Source organism: Providencia alcalifaciens, from assembly GCF_020271745.1.
Classification (GTDB): Bacteria; Pseudomonadota; Gammaproteobacteria; order Enterobacterales; family Enterobacteriaceae; genus Providencia; species Providencia alcalifaciens_B.
The window spans coordinates 3,843,324-3,861,070 of the sequence record NZ_CP084296.1 but is presented as its reverse complement, the minus strand read 5'-3'; the positions used below and the strand labels follow the sequence as shown (position 1 = coordinate 3,861,070).

Here is a 17,747-nt window from a genome sequence, read left to right as displayed (position 1 = left end):
TACTACTTAACTTTCAATTACCTAATTATAATTCTTATTTAAATTAAAAGGCGTTAGGTTTATAGCGCAAAGAACCGACTATCCTATCCCAAATTTCAATCATTTCAGATTTACTATATATAGTTTCCACCTCGGTATTATACATCGATATACTTAACAGTGGAGATGTTGGTAGTGATGTTTCAAGCCTAAAGTAATAATATGGGTAATCTGAAATTACTTTCTTTTTAATTTCATTGTAAATGGATTGCTCTCCGCTAATGAGCCATTCTTGAGAATTAATACCATTATGATTTATATTATTTGTTCTTAATGTTTTCTTATTATTCTTCATAAGAGTTTTTCGTCCTTCAGATTCTCTAGTTAGTAATGAATCATTCTGTTTTTGATTGTTACTTGACGTATTTACAGATATTCTAAAGTTATCATTTTCATATAAAAAATAAATATCATTTTTGTGTGGTTTATTATCATCAAGAATAAATCCGTTAGGAATACAAGTGCCTTTATCTTTAGGGATTTCGTTATCTAAACGACCACTAAGTCTAGATATTAAAGATTGCATATCAGATAGTTTAATTGAACTGTTATCTGTATCGGCCTCACTAAAACCAGATACTTCCATGTAGGATTTTTTCTCGTCAGAATATTTAGGGTCAGATAAATCCAAAATGTCAGTAGTAATAATAAAGGCTATATGATTAACATAAACATGAGCTTCCAATGTTCTATAGGAATCATTAGAATTCGGTTGATTTCTATCAAATATAATACCTTTACTATCAGGTAATTGGATAATTCTTTTTAAAACAGGGCTATTTTCTATACTGGCATTGCTTTCTCTTAATTCTTTTTCTCTCAACTCTACTCGTTGTTTGAATGCTGGGGGATAAATAAATTTACTTTCAATTTTAAATTCATCAATATATTTTACATTGCTGATTTTGTTATTGAAAGATATTGGGATGTCAATAATGTAACGGCCAATACATTGAGGTTTAGTATCTTTAAAAAGCTCATCAATCATAATGTTTTCCTCATTTTTTAATATAGGTTCTTTGAATTCAACTTTCAACCAAAACCCAGTGATAATAAAAATAACGATTACACCAAGAGTAGTTATGTACGTTTTTATTTTATTTGGCTTTATCTGCATTGATATCTTGCACCATTTTTATTATTGACCTTAAAGTGAACTTCACTGCATTAGTAAATTCAGAAAATTCAACCCCATCAACGCCATAGGCACTTTGGTGTTCGACGTTAGTTTTTAATATACTCTTTACATCAGAACTATTGTTAATAGCATATAATGATTCAATAGGAACAGTACCATCCCCTTCTTTTTCTGATGGAATTAATACAAATTGTTGATACCAGGAGCCATCTTTTTTTACATCCATATATCTATTATTAGATATCTGTTCTCTATATTTATCTTTATCTAAAGAGAACATGCCTGTATTAAAACTAGGTTTTCCTTCGTACTCTAGCTTCCACTCCAACCAGTTATCTGATTTAACTTCATTACCATAGAAAACATATGTATTAGGGTGATAAAGTCCTTTTTCTTGATGAAGCATAAATGTTTTAACTTTATTTCTCATTAAATTTGAATACTCATTCCAATTATTTTTGATAGTTAATGGATCTGAGTCAATAATATCTGGTTCATACATTTTCCACCAAACATCATTTCGTAAATATATCTCGGAGAATGGGTCATTTTTATTCGTTTTAGGATCTTTCACTTTTGGATATGAATCATCATTCTTAATAGTTAACCATGGTGATTTATAAGTTGGATAAGGTAATAACTGTAGTGCTGATGTAGCTCTAGCTAGCACTGGCATGAGAGTTCTCGCAGTTCCCCCTAAAACCTGACCAACTATTTTACCTTCCTGTCCAGCGCCTGTTTTTATTCTTCTATAAGCTGCTGGTGACCCTAAATCAGGAATAACACCATGAACAACTCCTAAAACCTTATCTTTACATCCTTTAAATGTAGAATCCTCTGATGGATTCATAGCATAACGAGCTACTAACCCTCCCATAGAATGGGTAACTAGAATTACTTTTTCTATAGCTAAACCATAGCCGTGTTTATTTTTGTAAGTTTTAAGTACCTCATCAATATATTTAACCAACTCTTCGGCTGATGTTGCATTGTCAACTAGCCAGTTGTAGCCAAATACATGAACAGGAAAAAGAAAAAGTTTAAAATGCTCAAGCTCTTCTTTATTTAATGGTGAATCATTTTTATCTCCCAATTTTTTATCTATTAAATGACTTAAAACCCCTGTATTCCTTTCTTCATCATAAAGATACTTTTTCATGTTAGCCATTTTAGCCATTTTAGCCATTTTAGCTATGTGCTTTTGCCAATCATCTAATAATGCATACTGAAATGTAGATAAAAATTCACCATAACTTAAATACAAAGCCTCCCCCCAATGACGTTCATATCGAGTAGGGAATAGTCCGCCATCATCCGAGAATCGAGTATGTATTTTGGGACTCACACTAGCTTTTCTATTATCAATAATGGTGGTGTCTGGATTTAGTATCTCTCGTCTTTCTGCACCGCTTTTGGGAATTAAGTAAGTAGAATCAATACCTAATGTTAGATCTGATTTCCATAACGACTCTTTTGTATACTTATGTTTAAGATTTGTCCCCATAATCCCCGGAATAAAAATGACAGGAATAACTTTTGTTGGCGGTACGATACATTTCGCTTCAGCATTGAGGGATTTATGTTGACGTTGGATATCAACCCAACTGCATTTCCCATTTTCATCCCATTGAGGTAAATGATATGAAGTGTGCTGGCACTCACCAATTTTTGCTTCGTTATCTGATTTATCGACCATATAAATTCCTTAAAATGAAATGAACATATTTAATAGCTACAAACTATTTCTTGTCGTTAAATTCAATGTTCAATTTATCGAGACCTAATCCTTTTTGTTCAGATACGTTTCCTAATGTGTCACTAGTACTAGAACTTTTAGCACCGTCAGCAATAATGCCAACAGGATGTGATAAATCAATTTGTGCTTCTTTGTCATAACTCACAAACTGAGGCTTAACCGCAAACTCAGAGCTTTCCCAAGATTGCATTGCAGTATTAATACTCTGCCCTCCGAATTTTTGCCACACAGCGCCTCGCTCAATAATCTTATCCGGTGCGGCACATTCCACAGAACCATCCGCAATACGAATATATCCACCACCACTGGTTAAGATAATTTCCTTTTTAGCCTTGATAATGACTTTGCCATCATGACTGCTGATGCTTAAATCTTTTAATGCATCTAATGACATTTCGTCGTGCTGAGCTTCGATAGCGATTTTGCCTTGATTAGCAAAAATTTTGATACCGAGTTTTTGTGCAAATAGGCTAATAATTTCGCCTGCGGCAACGGTAAATTTTTTGGCAATACTAAAATCGGCACTGCTCTGCGCGGTTGCAATAATGTTTTCACCAGATGAAAGTTGAATACTTTTAGGTGAGGTATGTGCGATACCTTCTGGAGAAGAAATAAGCAGCGCAGATTGTTTAAGTTCATGAAGAGTGTCAGAGAGGAGAACTTTTTGAGTTTGTAAATCAGCCAGCTCAGCTTTTGCGATCTTTGCTGCTTCTTTAAGAGATTCAGTGAGCTGCTGGGCTTGTTTTAACTGGGCAACAGCCTCTTCCATCGCCAACACGTCACCACCGGCTTTATCCTGTTTATCGGTGGTAATAAACAACCCTTTACCTGCACGAATCGTACCCCAGCTGTCAGTACGTAGCTCAAAACCGTCACCGCGTTGTTCGCGCTCGGCGTTGACCAAATGCCCCAGGTTTAACTGGGATTTTCCGCCATACTCGGTGCTGAGCTTAATATGCTCTTGCCCGCGTTTATCTTCCATGCGCAGTTTGTTATTCGCAGGCGTGCGGATAACATTGCGGGTGTTATTTTTATCCGTCACGTGGTCAGGGTGGCGGGAATCATGCAGTGCATGAGCAATGTAAGGACGGTCTGGGTCACCCTCATGGAAGGCGATAGCGACTTCAGTCCCTTGGATCAGCGGGAAATGCATCCCGTAAGTATCGCCTGCGTAAGGTTGCGCCAAACGAACGGGCATACTTTCATAGCCCTTGGTTTTATCATCACGATCTGCGTCGAATTTGACCCAATAAAATCCATGTTCATTTTGGTGGGCATAAATATCGTGGTCTTTTGCGCTGGTGACGCGCGCCATTAAGGTTCCGGCAATCACCGGGCGCGGTTTGAGTGCAGGGCGCCAGCACAGTGATTCCGTGTAAGGCACGGCGTCAAAGCGGACGGTTAGTGCTTTATCTCGGCTGGCGGTAAAGCGTAAGCGAGTAATTAAAACGGGTGATTTGAATACGCTGGGTAACGTCGAACTGAGCGGGTTATCTTGAATGCTTAGCACTAATAATGGCGTCAGGTCTGCTGCGCTGCTTTCTCCGCGTAGTAAAGTTTGTCGAGCCAAAAAGCGCTCGTGATCGAGTCTTGCCCAGAAATTAGCGGTTTCAGTTTCAGGGCGAATTTTGTCTCCACGGGTTAGGTGGCGGCCTTTATAGTGATAAACATCGCCATAGTTGATTTTTTCGCCATCACCGCGAGTCATGTCTGCGACGGCGGAAATCAACGTATCTTCCGCCAGTCGGTGGTTATAATCTTTGGCAAAAACAGTGCTTTCAACTACTTGATGACGTAAAGATAATCCCCAAACACTGTCAACATGGTTATCGCTCAGCCCAGATGGGCTATTTAATGGCAGCGTTTTGTCATACACATAGCCGCGTTGGCTGTCCGTAAAATGGAGTACCTCGGTTTGGGTGTCATCTTGTAAACCAAAGCGATAAAAAATACCCACTTCACTGAGTAAACGCTCGATAAATTGGCGGTCACTTTCGTTAATTTGGTTGATTTGTTCGCGTTTTGGGTACGCTTTGTCGAGATGAAATTCGAACTCCCAGCCTTTGAAATTATGTTCACGCAGAATTTGTTCAACCACATCAGGGATGGATTGGTTGATAAAGAAACGGTGGCTGCGAATTTGATGGCGCAGTAGCGCAAAGAAAGGCTCAATAACTAATTGGTAGCGAGCTTCATCCGCAGAGCCAGAGAGACGACGGAAATCCGTCACTACACCATGAACGCGCTTGGCAACGCTCGGCTGAGTGGCGAGTCCCATTAAGTTACTTATCGGTGCACAAAAGGTCAGGCTGGCATTACGGCGCAATAATTGTTGAGCAGAAAGATCTTGGGCGGAACAGGTAAACGTAATTTGGTAGCGATAAGTATCGCTAGCGGCTTCACGACCCGTAAAATGTTCAACGTCCAGTAAATCTGAGCAGCCTTGCACTTCTAAGCGATAGCGGTTTTGACCTTGAAGTAGGTTTTTGGTTGTATCGAGTAGGCTCATGGATTTATCTCCTCAATATCACTGAAATGCAGGGTGATCCCGTCTTCTTCGCTATACCCCAAAGTCAGGCTTTGCGCTTGCTGGTGGTTAGCTTGGCGCATGAGTAATTGTTGGCTAAGTACCGGTAAAATCTGCTGATTCAGTAGGCTGTCTATATTGCGGGCACCGGTGTCGGGTAATAAACAGGCACTCACCAGCGTGTCGTACAGCGCTTCTTCGATAATGCCTTCAAGCTTGTAGTGGGTGTAAAGACGCTTAATCACGCTGCCCAATTTCATTTCAACAATTTGGCGCAGTGCCACAGGGCCTAATGGGCGATAAATCAGGGTTTGGAAGCGTGCGAGTAAAGCTGGCTGGAAGTGGTCGCGCAAGGTTGGGCGCAGCAGTTCTTGCAGCTCGCCGTCGGTAGACTCAGGAAACTCTTCGAGTTGCTGCATAAGCAAGTCACTGCCCAAGTTGGCTGTCATTAAGATCACGGTATTGCGAAAATCAATTTCACGACCTTCGCCATCGCGCATAAATCCACGGTCGAAAACTTGATAAAACAGGTTGAGCACATCGCGGTGGGCTTTTTCTACTTCATCGAGTAACACGACGCTGTAAGGGCGCTTGCGGACGGCTTCCGTTAAAATCCCGCCTTGACCATAACCAACATAACCTGGAGGCGAGCCTTTTAATTGGCTGACGGTGTGGGCTTCTTGATACTCGGACATGTTGATGGTGATTAAGGATTTTTCGCCACCAAACAGGACATCTGCCAAGGCTAAGGCGGTTTCAGTTTTACCGATTCCGCTTGGACCCACTAATAAAAATACCCCTTGAGGACCATTTTCTGAGGCGAGACCCGTGCGAGCAGCACGCAGTCGTTGTCCAAGCCCCAGTAATGGGCTTTCTTGACCCACAACACGTTTGCCTAGCGAGTCTTCTAACTCCAGCAGTTCGGTTTGTTCGTCTTTTAAGAGGCTGGATAATGGCACGCCTGTCCAGTCGGCAATGACCGTGGCTACGGTTCTAACATCCACATCGGGGGTGATCAGCGGTTCATTTTGTTGAACGAGTTCTAACTGTGATTGGATATTGCTGACATCTTGGGATTGACGGCGCTGCTCTAAGAGCTGGCTGATAAGGTTTTTTTCTTGCTCAAAACGCTGTTCTAACTCAGTCAGTTGCAAGGCGATTTGCGCGTCTTGGGTGACTAATTCGCTCAGCAGGGATTGGTTGGTAGTGTTGCCAATCGCTAAATCATCTAGAATCGCTTGCTGTTCAAGCTCTAACGCATGGCGCTTGGCTTTTAAACGGGTCAGTGCTTCAGGAAGCGTATCGAGGCTCATGCGGATACGGGCGCTGGCGGTATCGAGCAAATCCACGGCTTTATCGGGGAGTTGGCGACCGGTTAAGTAACGGCGAGATAAGGTGACAGCGGCTTTGACCGCATCATCGGTAATGTGAACACCATGATATTTTGCATAGCGTGGTTTTAGTCCACGCAGCATTAAGCAAGCTTTCTCGTCATCAGGTTCATCAACTTTAACCACTTGGAAGCGGCGCTCTAAAGCGGCGTCACGCTCGAAGTATTGTTTATATTCAGACCAAGTGGTGGCGGCAATCGTGCGTAATTCACCACGGGCAAGGGCGGGTTTGAGTAAGTTAGCGGCATCAGCGCCACCAGCTTGGTTGCCTGCGCCAATGATGGTATGGGCTTCATCGATAAACAGTAAAATCGGAGTAGGAGATTGTTGTACGGCTTCAATCACGTTTTTTAAGCGCTGTTCAAATTCGCCTTTGACGCCAGCTCCTGCTTGCAGTAGCCCTAAATCTAATGTGCGTAATGATGTGGTTTGCAGGCTGACAGGAACATTACCTTCAACGATACGTAGGGCTAAACCTTCCACTAACGCTGTTTTCCCAACACCGGGTTCGCCCACGAGAATGGGGTTGTTTTTGCGGCGGCGAGACAGAATATCCACCATTTGACGGATTTCGTCATCACGTCCAAAGACAGGGTCAATTGCACCTTCACGCGCTTTTTCGGTCACATCCACCGTAAATTTATTCAGCACGGCCAGTAAGGCATCATTCAGTGTGTTACCGATGACATTCGGTGCTGGAGTTTCGTTTGCTGACTGCGTTTCAAGTGGCGCTTCTGCTGGCAAAGATTGATTATGCGCCGCAAGTTGCTGAACTTCAGGGCGCTCATCGGATTGCGCATCAAGCATCGGTCTTAAGCGCTGTAATTGCGTGAAGCTTAAGGTCATTAATGGCCAAAGAGCGTCGTTCGGAACTAAAGAGGGTTGCTTCACCATCGCCGCCAGAATATGGACGCTGCGAATGTGCTCGATATCTTCATCCAATGAAGCTATCACCCATGCGTTTTGAATTAAGTTTAGGAGTGATTTTGAGAGGGATGGGCGGCTATGGATAGAGCGAGGTAGGCTGTCGATTTCTGTTAACAGGCTTTGCCAAAGTGTGGAAATATCCCATTCATAGCGACGCGCTAACACCGTGATATCACTTTCTCCTAGCTCAAGCAGCTTGAGTAACCAATGTTCGATGGTGATCTCAGCATTGGCGCGTGTTTGGCACAAGGAAGCTGCTGCCTCTAGTGCATTTGCACAGAAAGGGTTTAGGCGACGCAATAACATAACTGAAGAATTTTCCATGTTCTCTCCCTAGATAATCTGGTGGATATCAATGTGTTTAGGCACGCTACCGCCCCTAACCGTTAACCGAGGTTCATAAGGTGATATTCGCGATGGGAATGCGCGGTTGAAAGCGCGTATAGCTTGTTTAATGGCAAAATGTGTTGTGTGTGAGTGAGGTTGCGCAAGGGGCGCAAGAAAAAAGCAGACGCCGAAACGCCTGCTTATCTTAATTAAGCGGTAGCACGCTCATTCCAAGAATCGGAATGGATGATGTTGCCGTCTTTGTATGTCCAAGTGATTTTTTCGTAGCGCAGCTCAATCTCTTCGAGATGGTTGTGCTTCTCTTTGCCTGGATCTTTGATGTCATGCATTTTTGGAGCCACTTTCACGACTTTGACGTTTTCGAGCTTGGTGTTGAAATACTCGACTTCTTGCCCTGCATCATCAATGCGATACCATTTGAATTCAGCTTCTTTCAGGGTTTGACCGGTGGTAACAGCCTTGTAAAGATAAGGGCTTGAAGCATCAATTTCTTTCACAAAAATGAATGGCGTATGGATGCGAGTACCGGTTAATTTACCGGTATTGTTATCCGTTGGGATGTACAGGTTATGGTCTTGAGCAACCACTTCAATGCTGCCTTCACGGTCTTGTACGTCGACAGAACCTTTAATTTCAGCACCGCCATCATCTTTCAGCCATAAATAAACTGGAATAGCCATAACTACTTCTCCTTTAGTGTGGAATGTGTACCACCATCCATCGATGGTACGGTGTTGACGCCCAATATCTGACAAGCCTCAGCTTGAGGTATCAGGCGAATTTCTACGCGACGATTGCGAGCGCGTCCGTCAGCGGTGTTGTTGTCGGCAACGGGGTTATTTTGTCCGTAGCCTTGCACTGCAAAGCAGGTTGGTGAGATATCGCTGGTTTGGATCATCCAATCACGGACAGACTCTGCGCGTTTTAAAGACAGTTTTTGGTTTTGTTCTGGATTCCCGGTGTTATCGGTATAGCCAGAAACCATAATTAACCAGCCGGGTTTGGCTTTGATATTGAGTAACGTATCAACTAACACTTTGGTCGCGCCCGTTTTGAGTGTGTATTGCCCAACATCGAATAAGGACAAACTATCCAACGTGACGATTTGAGGTGGTGCAGCAGGTGCTTCAGGGGCGATTTCAGGTTGAGAAGGCGCCCAACTTCCTAGCAGGGTATGTAAGTAAGGCAATATTCGATTACCTTGATATATAGCTAAAGAGTAAGCGCTTGGGATCCCTTCGCGCTCCCAACGTGCAAGTTCAGCGGCATCATCTTGTAGCTGCTGATAAGCGGTCAATTTTGGTGCGAGTGGGGTCTCAGAAAGCTGAGAGAAACGAGCGATATCTTCGCCAATATGGCGAATGAGTTGCTGGTTATGATGGTAGCTACCGACTAAAGCACCCGCTAAGAAAATCCCAAAAATAACGCCAATTGCACCGAGGCTTTTTTCCGTTCGGCTTAAGCTAATATCATGATGTAAGCGGCGTAGCATGACATCCGGCAAAGGGAGTAAATCCGTTGTTTGTACTGAGGAACGCAATGGCAATGTGGTTTTTTCTTGGATAAATTGCTGCCATAAATTGTTAGGCTGGCTAGTGATATCAATCCACTGAATGGCCCATGCAGAAGGAATTTGCTTCGGCGCTCCAGCTTGAGGCAGGGTGAATTGCGGAACTAAAACTTGGTTTAGCCAGCTTTGTAAGGTATCTAGCCATAGAGAAAATTGTAGGCTTTGTTCTGACTGTCCGATATGCGTGGGTAGCCATACCGAGTAAGGGACTGACATAGCACTTTCTTGCTCTACCTGAAATTCAGTTTGGTGGCTGAGTAACGTCATCCAAGGGGTATGCTCATCATCAACATGCATAGCGGTATCAGCGTGATGAGGCTTAGAAAGGTATACCGTTACCCAAAATGGCAATTTAGCCCCTATTTTTTGACGGCTTTCCCCAATGGCTCGACGCCAGTTGAGTAGCGCTTGTGTCAGGATTTCTTGTTGGGTAAGTTGCTCGGGTAATACAACGTAAAGTAAGGATAAGTGCCCAGATAGCGAAGGGGCATATTCCACTAATGCGGCAATCAGTTTAACGAGCTCAGTGGGCGCGGATACGCGAATATACCAACCTTGATTTGTTTCTCTGTGTAATTGGTCATCCAGAAATAGCGCTTGAGATTGACCACAAACTAAAATGACTGGCCCCTGATAATTATCAGTAGGAAATGCACCCGTATAATCATGTTCAGTGGATAACACTTGGCGTCGTTGTTTATATTGCCAAAGCAACATTCCACCTGTCAGTGCTAAGACGAAGACGGAAACAAAAATGGTGACGCTTTGCCCCAGAGACCAAAATCCCCAGAGTAGCCACAAGAAAAGCCCCGTAGCAAAAAGCGTCAGACACTGTTTGATTGGATTTTGCATGCCTATCCTTGTGTCATCCACTGTTGTAGTAAATGTTCTAGCGAAGCGCTGAACCCCCACCACATGGCGGAGATTATGAGGATGCCGCCTATCCAACCAAACCAGTAAAGTCTGCGACGGCTAAACCGTAATTTAGGTTTTACGACGAGTGGTAATTCTGAGGTGATCAGATAGTCTGGAAGTTGAACATTGAGTTGAGCGACGATGCGCTCACGTTCTGGCGCCTCTTTTTGACGAAACTTACCGACAAATCCGAGGGTAAGCACGCGATGAAAACAGAGCAAAACGTCAGGGTTAGGGGCGGTTTCATTTAAAATGCCGCGTAGGCGATCCCAAAGTTTGTCTCCCGCTTCTAATGTATTGAAGTAGCGAGCTTGCAAAGGAGATTGGATCCATGTGTTGTAGCCATCATCTTGGTGCTGGCGATTCATCACAGATTCATCAATCAGAGCACATTGAGCGTATTGCATGTGCTCAATGGCGGATTCAGGATAGCCATGTTCGAGCAGTTTTTGACGTGTTTCATCAATGAGCTGGCAAACGCGACGATAAAAACTATCCCCTTGAGTGATGGCGGTGCCTTGATGTAATTGGCAAACCATCAGCCAAGTTTGGGCGAATATCATGTCGATAGTATGGTGCGATGTTGTATTGTTCATGAGCGAAGTACCGCAAACAGCTCTAATTGAATGTCACCTAACGTGCTTGGAACATAGAAAGCACATTGCCCAGAAGAGAGCATGGCTTGACCCGCAGGTGTTTCAATATCTAGCGCAAAATATTGATTTTCTAAGCGAAGAGGAACCGCTGTTGGGACATGACTGAGAGGTTTCAATGGAATTCCATTGAGAGCCACATTAACGACGTCAGCCACATCATCACTGCTGCCCGCTTTGCAAAGTAGTGGAAATTGAGCGATCAATAAGTGAGCAGGCAATGATGAGCGAACCGATAAGTAAAAATCGGCTTCTTCACGTAGTCGACCGTCATGAAGTTGACCCTTCCAGAATGGACCTTCTTTCGCCAGTTCAATGCTAATAACACGAGAAGGCAAACTGGCTTCAAGCAGTGTATTTAATAAGGCGAAAAGAGGTGGGAAAACGAGCTCTGGTTGCTCATGTTTGTACAGCGGAATGTCTTCCAACTTACTTTCTAAGGAAAAAGTTAATAAGCTGCCCGCTAAACGAGCTAGCTCTCGATAGAGTAATTCAGGATGGCGATGTAACGCTGTGCTGAGTTCATTGAGGACAGGCTCGGCACTATTGAGTGAATTCAGTAACCAAAACAGTGAAACATCAGCAACCACAAAGTCGGCCATTTTTTCATTACTTTCACGACGTAGCGCCATTAAACGACGGCGCTTAGCCACTAAACGGTGCATAAACTCAGAAAGCAATGTTTGTAATTCAGAACTTCCTTGGCAGGAAAGTAAGGGGGGAATGAAGTGGTTATCAAATTCCCACATCCCTTGAGCGTTGCGAATAAGGCGTGCAACAGGGCAGGTCATATAGGCTTCATTCTCATCATGAGCAAAACGCAGTGTTGCCACGTGACGTAGCACGGCAATGTCTGTTTGTTCATGCCCTAATAGGTCTTGGACTTTAACCCATTCTTGGCTAAATCGACGTGGACGGTCAGTTCCTGTTTCAGGAACTAAGTTTCCGCCATTGGCTAACATTAAAGGCAACGCCAGAACGATATCCAATGATTGGCGGTCCGCATAATCATTGAGGGACAATACCGGAGGAAGGGCATCAGCTAAGGTTGTGTCAATCAGTGTGCCGTCGTGAAAGCGCACCACTATTTTTTGGGCGCTTACGCGAGAGAGCGTTAATGCACTGATATCAAACTCGGTACTAATGACGCCCCACGTGGAGGCGATACCCATTTGTGCGACGACTTCAGCAACATGACCGTCCCAACGGGCTTGCTGTTGAAATTGCTGAGGGGCCAAAAAGGCCCCGTCTGTCCATAGGGGACGGTAGATTTTCATCCTGAATGACCTTTAATAACCTTTAGGCTTTAGCTTTAGGCATCTGCGAAACTAACGATAAATCAACATCCATACCTTCAACTTGGAAGTGTGGAACCGCATACAGTTTCACACGGAAGAAGCCAGGGTTATCTTCGATATCCTCAACAACCACTTTTGCATCACGCAGCGGGTGAGAAGCTTGTAAGTCATCACCTGGATCGGTCATTTCAGTGACTAAGCCACGAACCCAGTTATTGAGTTCTAACTCAAGTAAGCGTCTGTCTTTGGTGGTACCAATGTTTTCGCGTTGAATAAGCTTCAAGTAATGGGCGATACGAGACAGTAAGAAAATGTACGGTAAGCGGGCGTTGATACGGCTGTTTGCGGTGGCATCAGCGGTATCATATAACGCAGGCTTTTGCGCCGAGTTAGCAGAGAAGAAGCAGGAGTAATCACGGTTTTTGTAGTAAGACAGCGGGATAAATCCAAGATTGGCGAACTCAAATTCACGGGTTTCTGGGATCATCACTTCGGATGGAATTTTTACCTGGCTACCTGTGCCTAAATCAAACAGGTGGATCGGGAGGTCTTTAACCGCACCACCAGCTTGAGGTCCACGAATTTGTACGCACCAACCGTTGTTGATAAAACTTTTCACCATGTTGGCCGCAAAAGCAAAGGTGGCGTTGGTCCACAGGTATTTCTCGTGGTCAGGACCTTTCACTTCTTCAACGTAATTGAAGCTACGAACAGGCACGGTATCTGGGCCGTATGGTAGACGACCAAGGACGCGAGGCATGGTTAAGCCGATATATCGAGCATCATCAGAGTCACGGAATGATTTCCACTTGATGTACTCAGCGCGGTCAAAATAGTTGCCAATATCTTTGATTGCCGCGACTTCTTCCATCGTCTCTTTGCCGAAGAATTTTGGTCCCACTGAACCAATAAATGGCATATGTGCGGATGCTGAGACTTTGGAGATGCTACGCAGTAAGGCGATATCTTGCGGGCTACGGTCAAATTCATAGTTAGAAATCATTGCCGCGATAGGTTCGCCACCTGGGGTGTCATATTCAGCAATGTAAGTATGGTGATAAAGACCGCTTTGAATGACTTCAGGGCTATCTTCAAAATCTTGACGTAAATCGTCTTTAGCAATATCCAGCAGTTCAATTTTGACGTTTTGACGAAAATCAGTGCGGTCAACGAGGAATTTCAAGCCACGCCAAGTAGATTCAACTTTTTGGAAGTCTTGGTGGTGCATGACTTCATCCAGTTGTTGGCTGATTTGCTTATCAAGTTCAGCAATATGGTGGTCGAGTAGATTTCTGTCTAAACGCTCGACTTTTTGACCTGATGATTTTAGACGATCTAGAAAGACTTGAACGGCGACAGTGACACGCTCGTCAGCCGTAGCATCAGCTAAAGCCGCATTGTCTTGGAATGCGTTAATATCACTGATTGATGCGACTGGCGTTAAATTGATTTTTTCGAACAAAGAAGCGTAAACACCTTGGCTTGATGTGTCATCCAGTACAGTTGTTGCGCCTTGAGTTGATTCAGTTTTTACAGACATCAGCATAATCCTTTAATAATCCAAATTAATCTTTCTTTGGTGCTAACTGTGCTAGTTCTTCACGAAGTTCATCACTGAGTTCTGGATCCTTAAGAATATTTTCCAGTTCACGGCGGAACGTTGCGTTATCGAGGAGATTAGATTTCAGGTCACGTAGCAGATTGCGCATGGCTAGCATTGCGCGCAGTTGTGGAATTTGACGGGCAACTTGCTCAGGTTCAAAATCTTTCATGTTTTTGAAAGAGAGATTGATACTTTCTTCACTTCCATCACCTGCAAGGGTATTTTTCACAGTGAGGTTAATGGTCGGCGCAAATTCAGTGAGTACACTATTAAAGTTATTTTTATTAATATTAACTTTTTCTCGTTCAGATAATGCTCGACTATCTTGTCCATTGCTGTAATCACCAACAGCTAATAATTTAAGTGGTAATTCCACTTTTTTTTGCGCACCACCTGTGTGCAAGTCTAATTTGATATTAACCCGAGCCTTCGGCACTTCATTTTGGAAGCTATCTGACATTTTGGAAATCCTTTAGTGATATTAATCGTTTTAAATATGAACAATTTGCAAATGAAATATATTATTAAACTTTAATTTGGCTTAAATCGGCTTTCTATTTTATATAATTTTAATTTAGATAGATCAAGGTTTCTAATGTATGTGATTTTATGCTTGAGTGAGGCAGAACGTGTTTTTGTGAATTTCCGCCTAATTAATTAATTAAAAATCATTTAAAATCAACGATTTTTTAATTTCTAATAAATGAGAGTGGATAATTTGCAGGAAATTTTGATGGTGAAAACAGAGGTGATTATTAAAAAAATCAGAATATATAAATAATTTCACACATATACGGGGTGGTATCAGGTGATAATATAAGAGAAATACTATTAATTGAGTTATTTCTAATTTTTAATATAAATTGTTAACTAAAACCAAAAATAAAGTGTAAAAAAATGTTTCATGAATGTAAATTACTCGCAAAATCTTACATAAAACATAATGGATGATTATTCTGAATTAATTTAGTTTATTAAGATTTATTCCGAATTATTCAAAAAATGATTTTGTTAAGTGAGGTATTGCACAAAGTTTAGATCGTTTTCGTGTGAATCAAACGTTTGTTTTGGAAAAATAAATGCGCATGCCGTATCTTCAATAAAAGGTTAAAGGAATGGTAGTTATTATTCTAATAACGATGCAATTGGATATCAGATAATGATCAAAGAAAGGAAAGTATTGAATTATAAAAAGCTAACCGAATAGGCTAGCTTTTGCGAGAATTTGGTCGGCACGAGAGGATTTGAACCTCCGACCCCGGACACCCCATGACCGTGCGCTACCAAGCTGCGCTACGTGCCGATTAATAAATGCCTGCCTTTACAACAAAGGCTTTAGGCAAAAATATACTACTTAAAACGTTGGCGAAATCAAGAGCAAATCCAGATGATTGATTGAAACTTAAGCGCTAATTTTCATTGAAGCGTTTAAGTTCAGTAAAGATTTTCAGTAGCTCAGCAAGGTCTGGTTTGTCGTCAGTTTGCTCGTGACCTTGCGGGTCATAGATATTAAATTGGCCATTATGATCCATATACATGGTAGCGCTGTTGGTGGTAATGACGACATCGCTTTTATCTCCGGTGATCACCCAAGGGTAAGTGCGCTGCGCACTGAATAGGTCTTCTCCTTGACTGTAATCATCAGGCTGGTTATTGACATGCAACACACGCTGCATGATGGTGGTCATAACATCTTGATGACTAGTCAGTTTGTCAATTTGTTGTGCTGGAGTATTCGGCCAGTAGATAAATAACGGGACTTGCATACTGTCACGGTTAAAGTGTTTCTTATTCACCCAGTCAGTATCTTGCGAACCATTACTGTTGTAGTTTGCCGTGATCACCACAATGGTATTGTTTAGCTTGTTTTGGCTCTTCAACGAATCAATTACTTGGCTGATTTGGTTATCCGTTTGATTACTTCCTGGCGCTCCTTTGATGTTTAAGAATGAGAACCAAGGAGAGCCATGCTTCACGTTATTCAGCCATAAATTCCACTGTGCAATAGTTTGTTTGTCACTGTCTGACGCTTTTGTCGGCAAGGAGTAATCAGACAAAATCGCTTGTCGGAATAATGGTGAGTTAAACCCATCAGTGGAGAATAAACCAAACTGATAGCCTTGGTGCTGTAAAGCTTCAATCAATACAGAAGGGTGGCGACCATTGAGAATGTTATCAATATAACTTGATGAAATACCGTAGAACAGCCCAAATAGGGCGGTGTCATTGCGCAACCCAGAAGTATAGTGATTGGTAAATTGGGAGCTGATATTTTTGAACTCTTTCAGAGAGTTCATTTGGTTTTGCTGAGAAACATTACCTAAATCATCGACAACCAATAAAAGTAAATTATAGCCCGTACCTTGGTCTTGGTAGCTAAGTGGTTTCAATGGGTACTGAAGTTTCAGTGCAGTTGGGCTACCTTGCTGGAATACGCGATTTTGATGTGCTGTTAGGTCGAGTAGGCCATATTTATCAAGCAGTTTACGTGCAGTCATTGGTTGAGACAGCGGGTAGTTATAGCGTTGCATCGTGATCGGGCGATAAAAATTGGCATCCGCCCACGCATACATTAAATGCGACATCACAAAAGTTGCGATGAATAGACCGGCCAGTGGGCGTCCAAATGTTTGGCGGCTTAAGCTGCGTAATTTTTGCCAGCTCCAGGTCGCAAATAGCATCTCGATAAGAAAAATAATGGGGATACTGATGAACATCAGTTGCCATTCGCGCGCCATTTCACCCTTGGCGGGGTTAATGACTAAATCCCATACCTGTGGGGTAAGATGGAGACCAAATTGGCTAAAGACGCGAATATCAAAGAGTAATAAAGTTAGCCCTGCAGTGGCTAGGGCTACACAGATGACCCTCAACAATCGTTGGGACATGACGATAAAGGTCAGCGGAAAGATGATTAGCAAATAAGTGGCGAACACCACGAAACTGAAATGACCCAACCAACTGACGAAGGCATAAGCGCGACCAGCGAAGGTATCTGGCCAGTCAAAAATAAACAGATAGCTGCTACTTAGCAAAAGGCAAAGTAGTATATTAAAAAGTGCAAACCAGTGCCCCCAACCAATCATGTTGGAGACTTTATCACGGTAGCGCTGATGGGTGACCATGCTGTTTATTTATCAACCAAATTAGTGTGATTTATCTTCTTTTACAGAAGAAATTAATGCATTGGCAAAGGACTCTGCAATCATTTTACGCTGAGCAGGGGCAACAGACGTATTAAGCAGATTGGTAACCATGTTACCGAGTACCATTAATGATAGATCAACGGGAGTATGGTTTTTTTCTAACACACTAACAAGGTCAGACAGTAAACCTTCAACTTTTTCATCACTATAGCGAGATGATTGTGGCATAAATTATGACATCCTAAATTAATGAAAGCTCCATATGATAGCCCATTGTGGGTGACTTTTCTTCTTTCTTTAAACAAATTTTCGTTTAATTGATAATAATGTTTATTTAGATCACCGAAGTGGATAATAGTTCGCCATAAAAGTAATAAAAAAATGACTGTTAACAGTTTCAGTTGCAGACAAATACTAACAGTGTTTGAATACGCGA

General features: G+C 42.5%; 12 protein-coding genes and 1 tRNA gene. All 13 read right to left on the bottom strand.

Features of this window, described 5'->3' with window-relative positions:
- Positions 1-43: 43 nt before the first annotated feature.
- Complete coding sequence (locus LDO51_RS17935) at positions 44-1,156, bottom strand: T6SS immunity protein Tli4 family protein (RefSeq protein ID WP_225575640.1); 1,113 nt, start codon at positions 1,154-1,156, stop codon at positions 44-46.
- Positions 1,137-2,873, bottom strand: coding sequence for a lipase family alpha/beta hydrolase (locus LDO51_RS17930; protein WP_225575639.1), 1,737 nt, complete (start codon positions 2,871-2,873; stop codon positions 1,137-1,139). Before LDO51_RS17930 ends, LDO51_RS17935 begins: the two co-directional genes overlap by 20 nt.
- A gap of 43 nt (positions 2,874-2,916) precedes the next feature.
- A complete protein-coding gene (locus LDO51_RS17925) occupies positions 2,917-5,442 on the bottom strand; it encodes a type VI secretion system Vgr family protein (RefSeq protein ID WP_225575638.1) in 2,526 nt (841 codons plus the stop codon).
- A complete protein-coding gene (gene tssH, locus LDO51_RS17920) occupies positions 5,439-8,102 on the bottom strand; it encodes a type VI secretion system ATPase TssH (RefSeq protein WP_225575637.1) in 2,664 nt (887 codons plus the stop codon). Before tssH ends, LDO51_RS17925 begins: the two co-directional genes overlap by 4 nt.
- Before the next feature lie 212 nt (positions 8,103-8,314).
- On the bottom strand, positions 8,315-8,806 hold the full coding sequence (locus LDO51_RS17915; RefSeq protein WP_006660409.1) for an Hcp family type VI secretion system effector: 492 nt from the start codon (positions 8,804-8,806) through the stop codon (positions 8,315-8,317).
- A 2-nt stretch (positions 8,807-8,808) separates the two neighbouring features.
- Complete coding sequence (locus LDO51_RS17910; protein ID WP_225575636.1) at positions 8,809-10,548, bottom strand: OmpA family protein; 1,740 nt, start codon at positions 10,546-10,548, stop codon at positions 8,809-8,811.
- Between the two features lie 2 nt (positions 10,549-10,550).
- Positions 10,551-11,207 carry a type VI secretion system protein TssL, short form gene (tssL, locus tag LDO51_RS17905; RefSeq protein WP_225575635.1) on the bottom strand — a complete coding sequence of 219 codons (657 nt, stop codon included), beginning with the start codon at positions 11,205-11,207 and terminating at the stop codon, positions 10,551-10,553.
- Positions 11,204-12,541, bottom strand: coding sequence for a type VI secretion system baseplate subunit TssK (tssK, locus tag LDO51_RS17900; protein WP_225575634.1), 1,338 nt, complete (start codon positions 12,539-12,541; stop codon positions 11,204-11,206). The genes tssL and tssK overlap by 4 nt, the downstream gene beginning before the upstream one ends.
- A gap of 22 nt (positions 12,542-12,563) precedes the next feature.
- Positions 12,564-14,108 (bottom strand): type VI secretion system contractile sheath large subunit, encoded by a 1,545-nt coding sequence (tssC, locus tag LDO51_RS17895; RefSeq protein ID WP_225575633.1) that lies wholly within the window; start codon positions 14,106-14,108, stop codon positions 12,564-12,566.
- Positions 14,109-14,127: 19 nt separating this feature from the next.
- On the bottom strand, positions 14,128-14,625 hold the full coding sequence (gene tssB, locus LDO51_RS17890) for a type VI secretion system contractile sheath small subunit (RefSeq protein WP_225575632.1): 498 nt from the start codon (positions 14,623-14,625) through the stop codon (positions 14,128-14,130).
- A gap of 766 nt (positions 14,626-15,391) precedes the next feature.
- Positions 15,392-15,468: transfer RNA gene (locus LDO51_RS17885), tRNA-Pro, on the bottom strand.
- A gap of 106 nt (positions 15,469-15,574) precedes the next feature.
- Complete coding sequence (gene yejM / locus LDO51_RS17880) at positions 15,575-17,290, bottom strand: LPS biosynthesis-modulating metalloenzyme YejM (RefSeq protein WP_225575631.1); 1,716 nt, start codon at positions 17,288-17,290, stop codon at positions 15,575-15,577.
- Positions 17,291-17,311: 21 nt separating this feature from the next.
- A complete protein-coding gene (locus tag LDO51_RS17875) occupies positions 17,312-17,539 on the bottom strand; it encodes a YejL family protein (RefSeq protein WP_039855328.1) in 228 nt (75 codons plus the stop codon).
- Positions 17,540-17,747 lie beyond the last annotated feature (208 nt).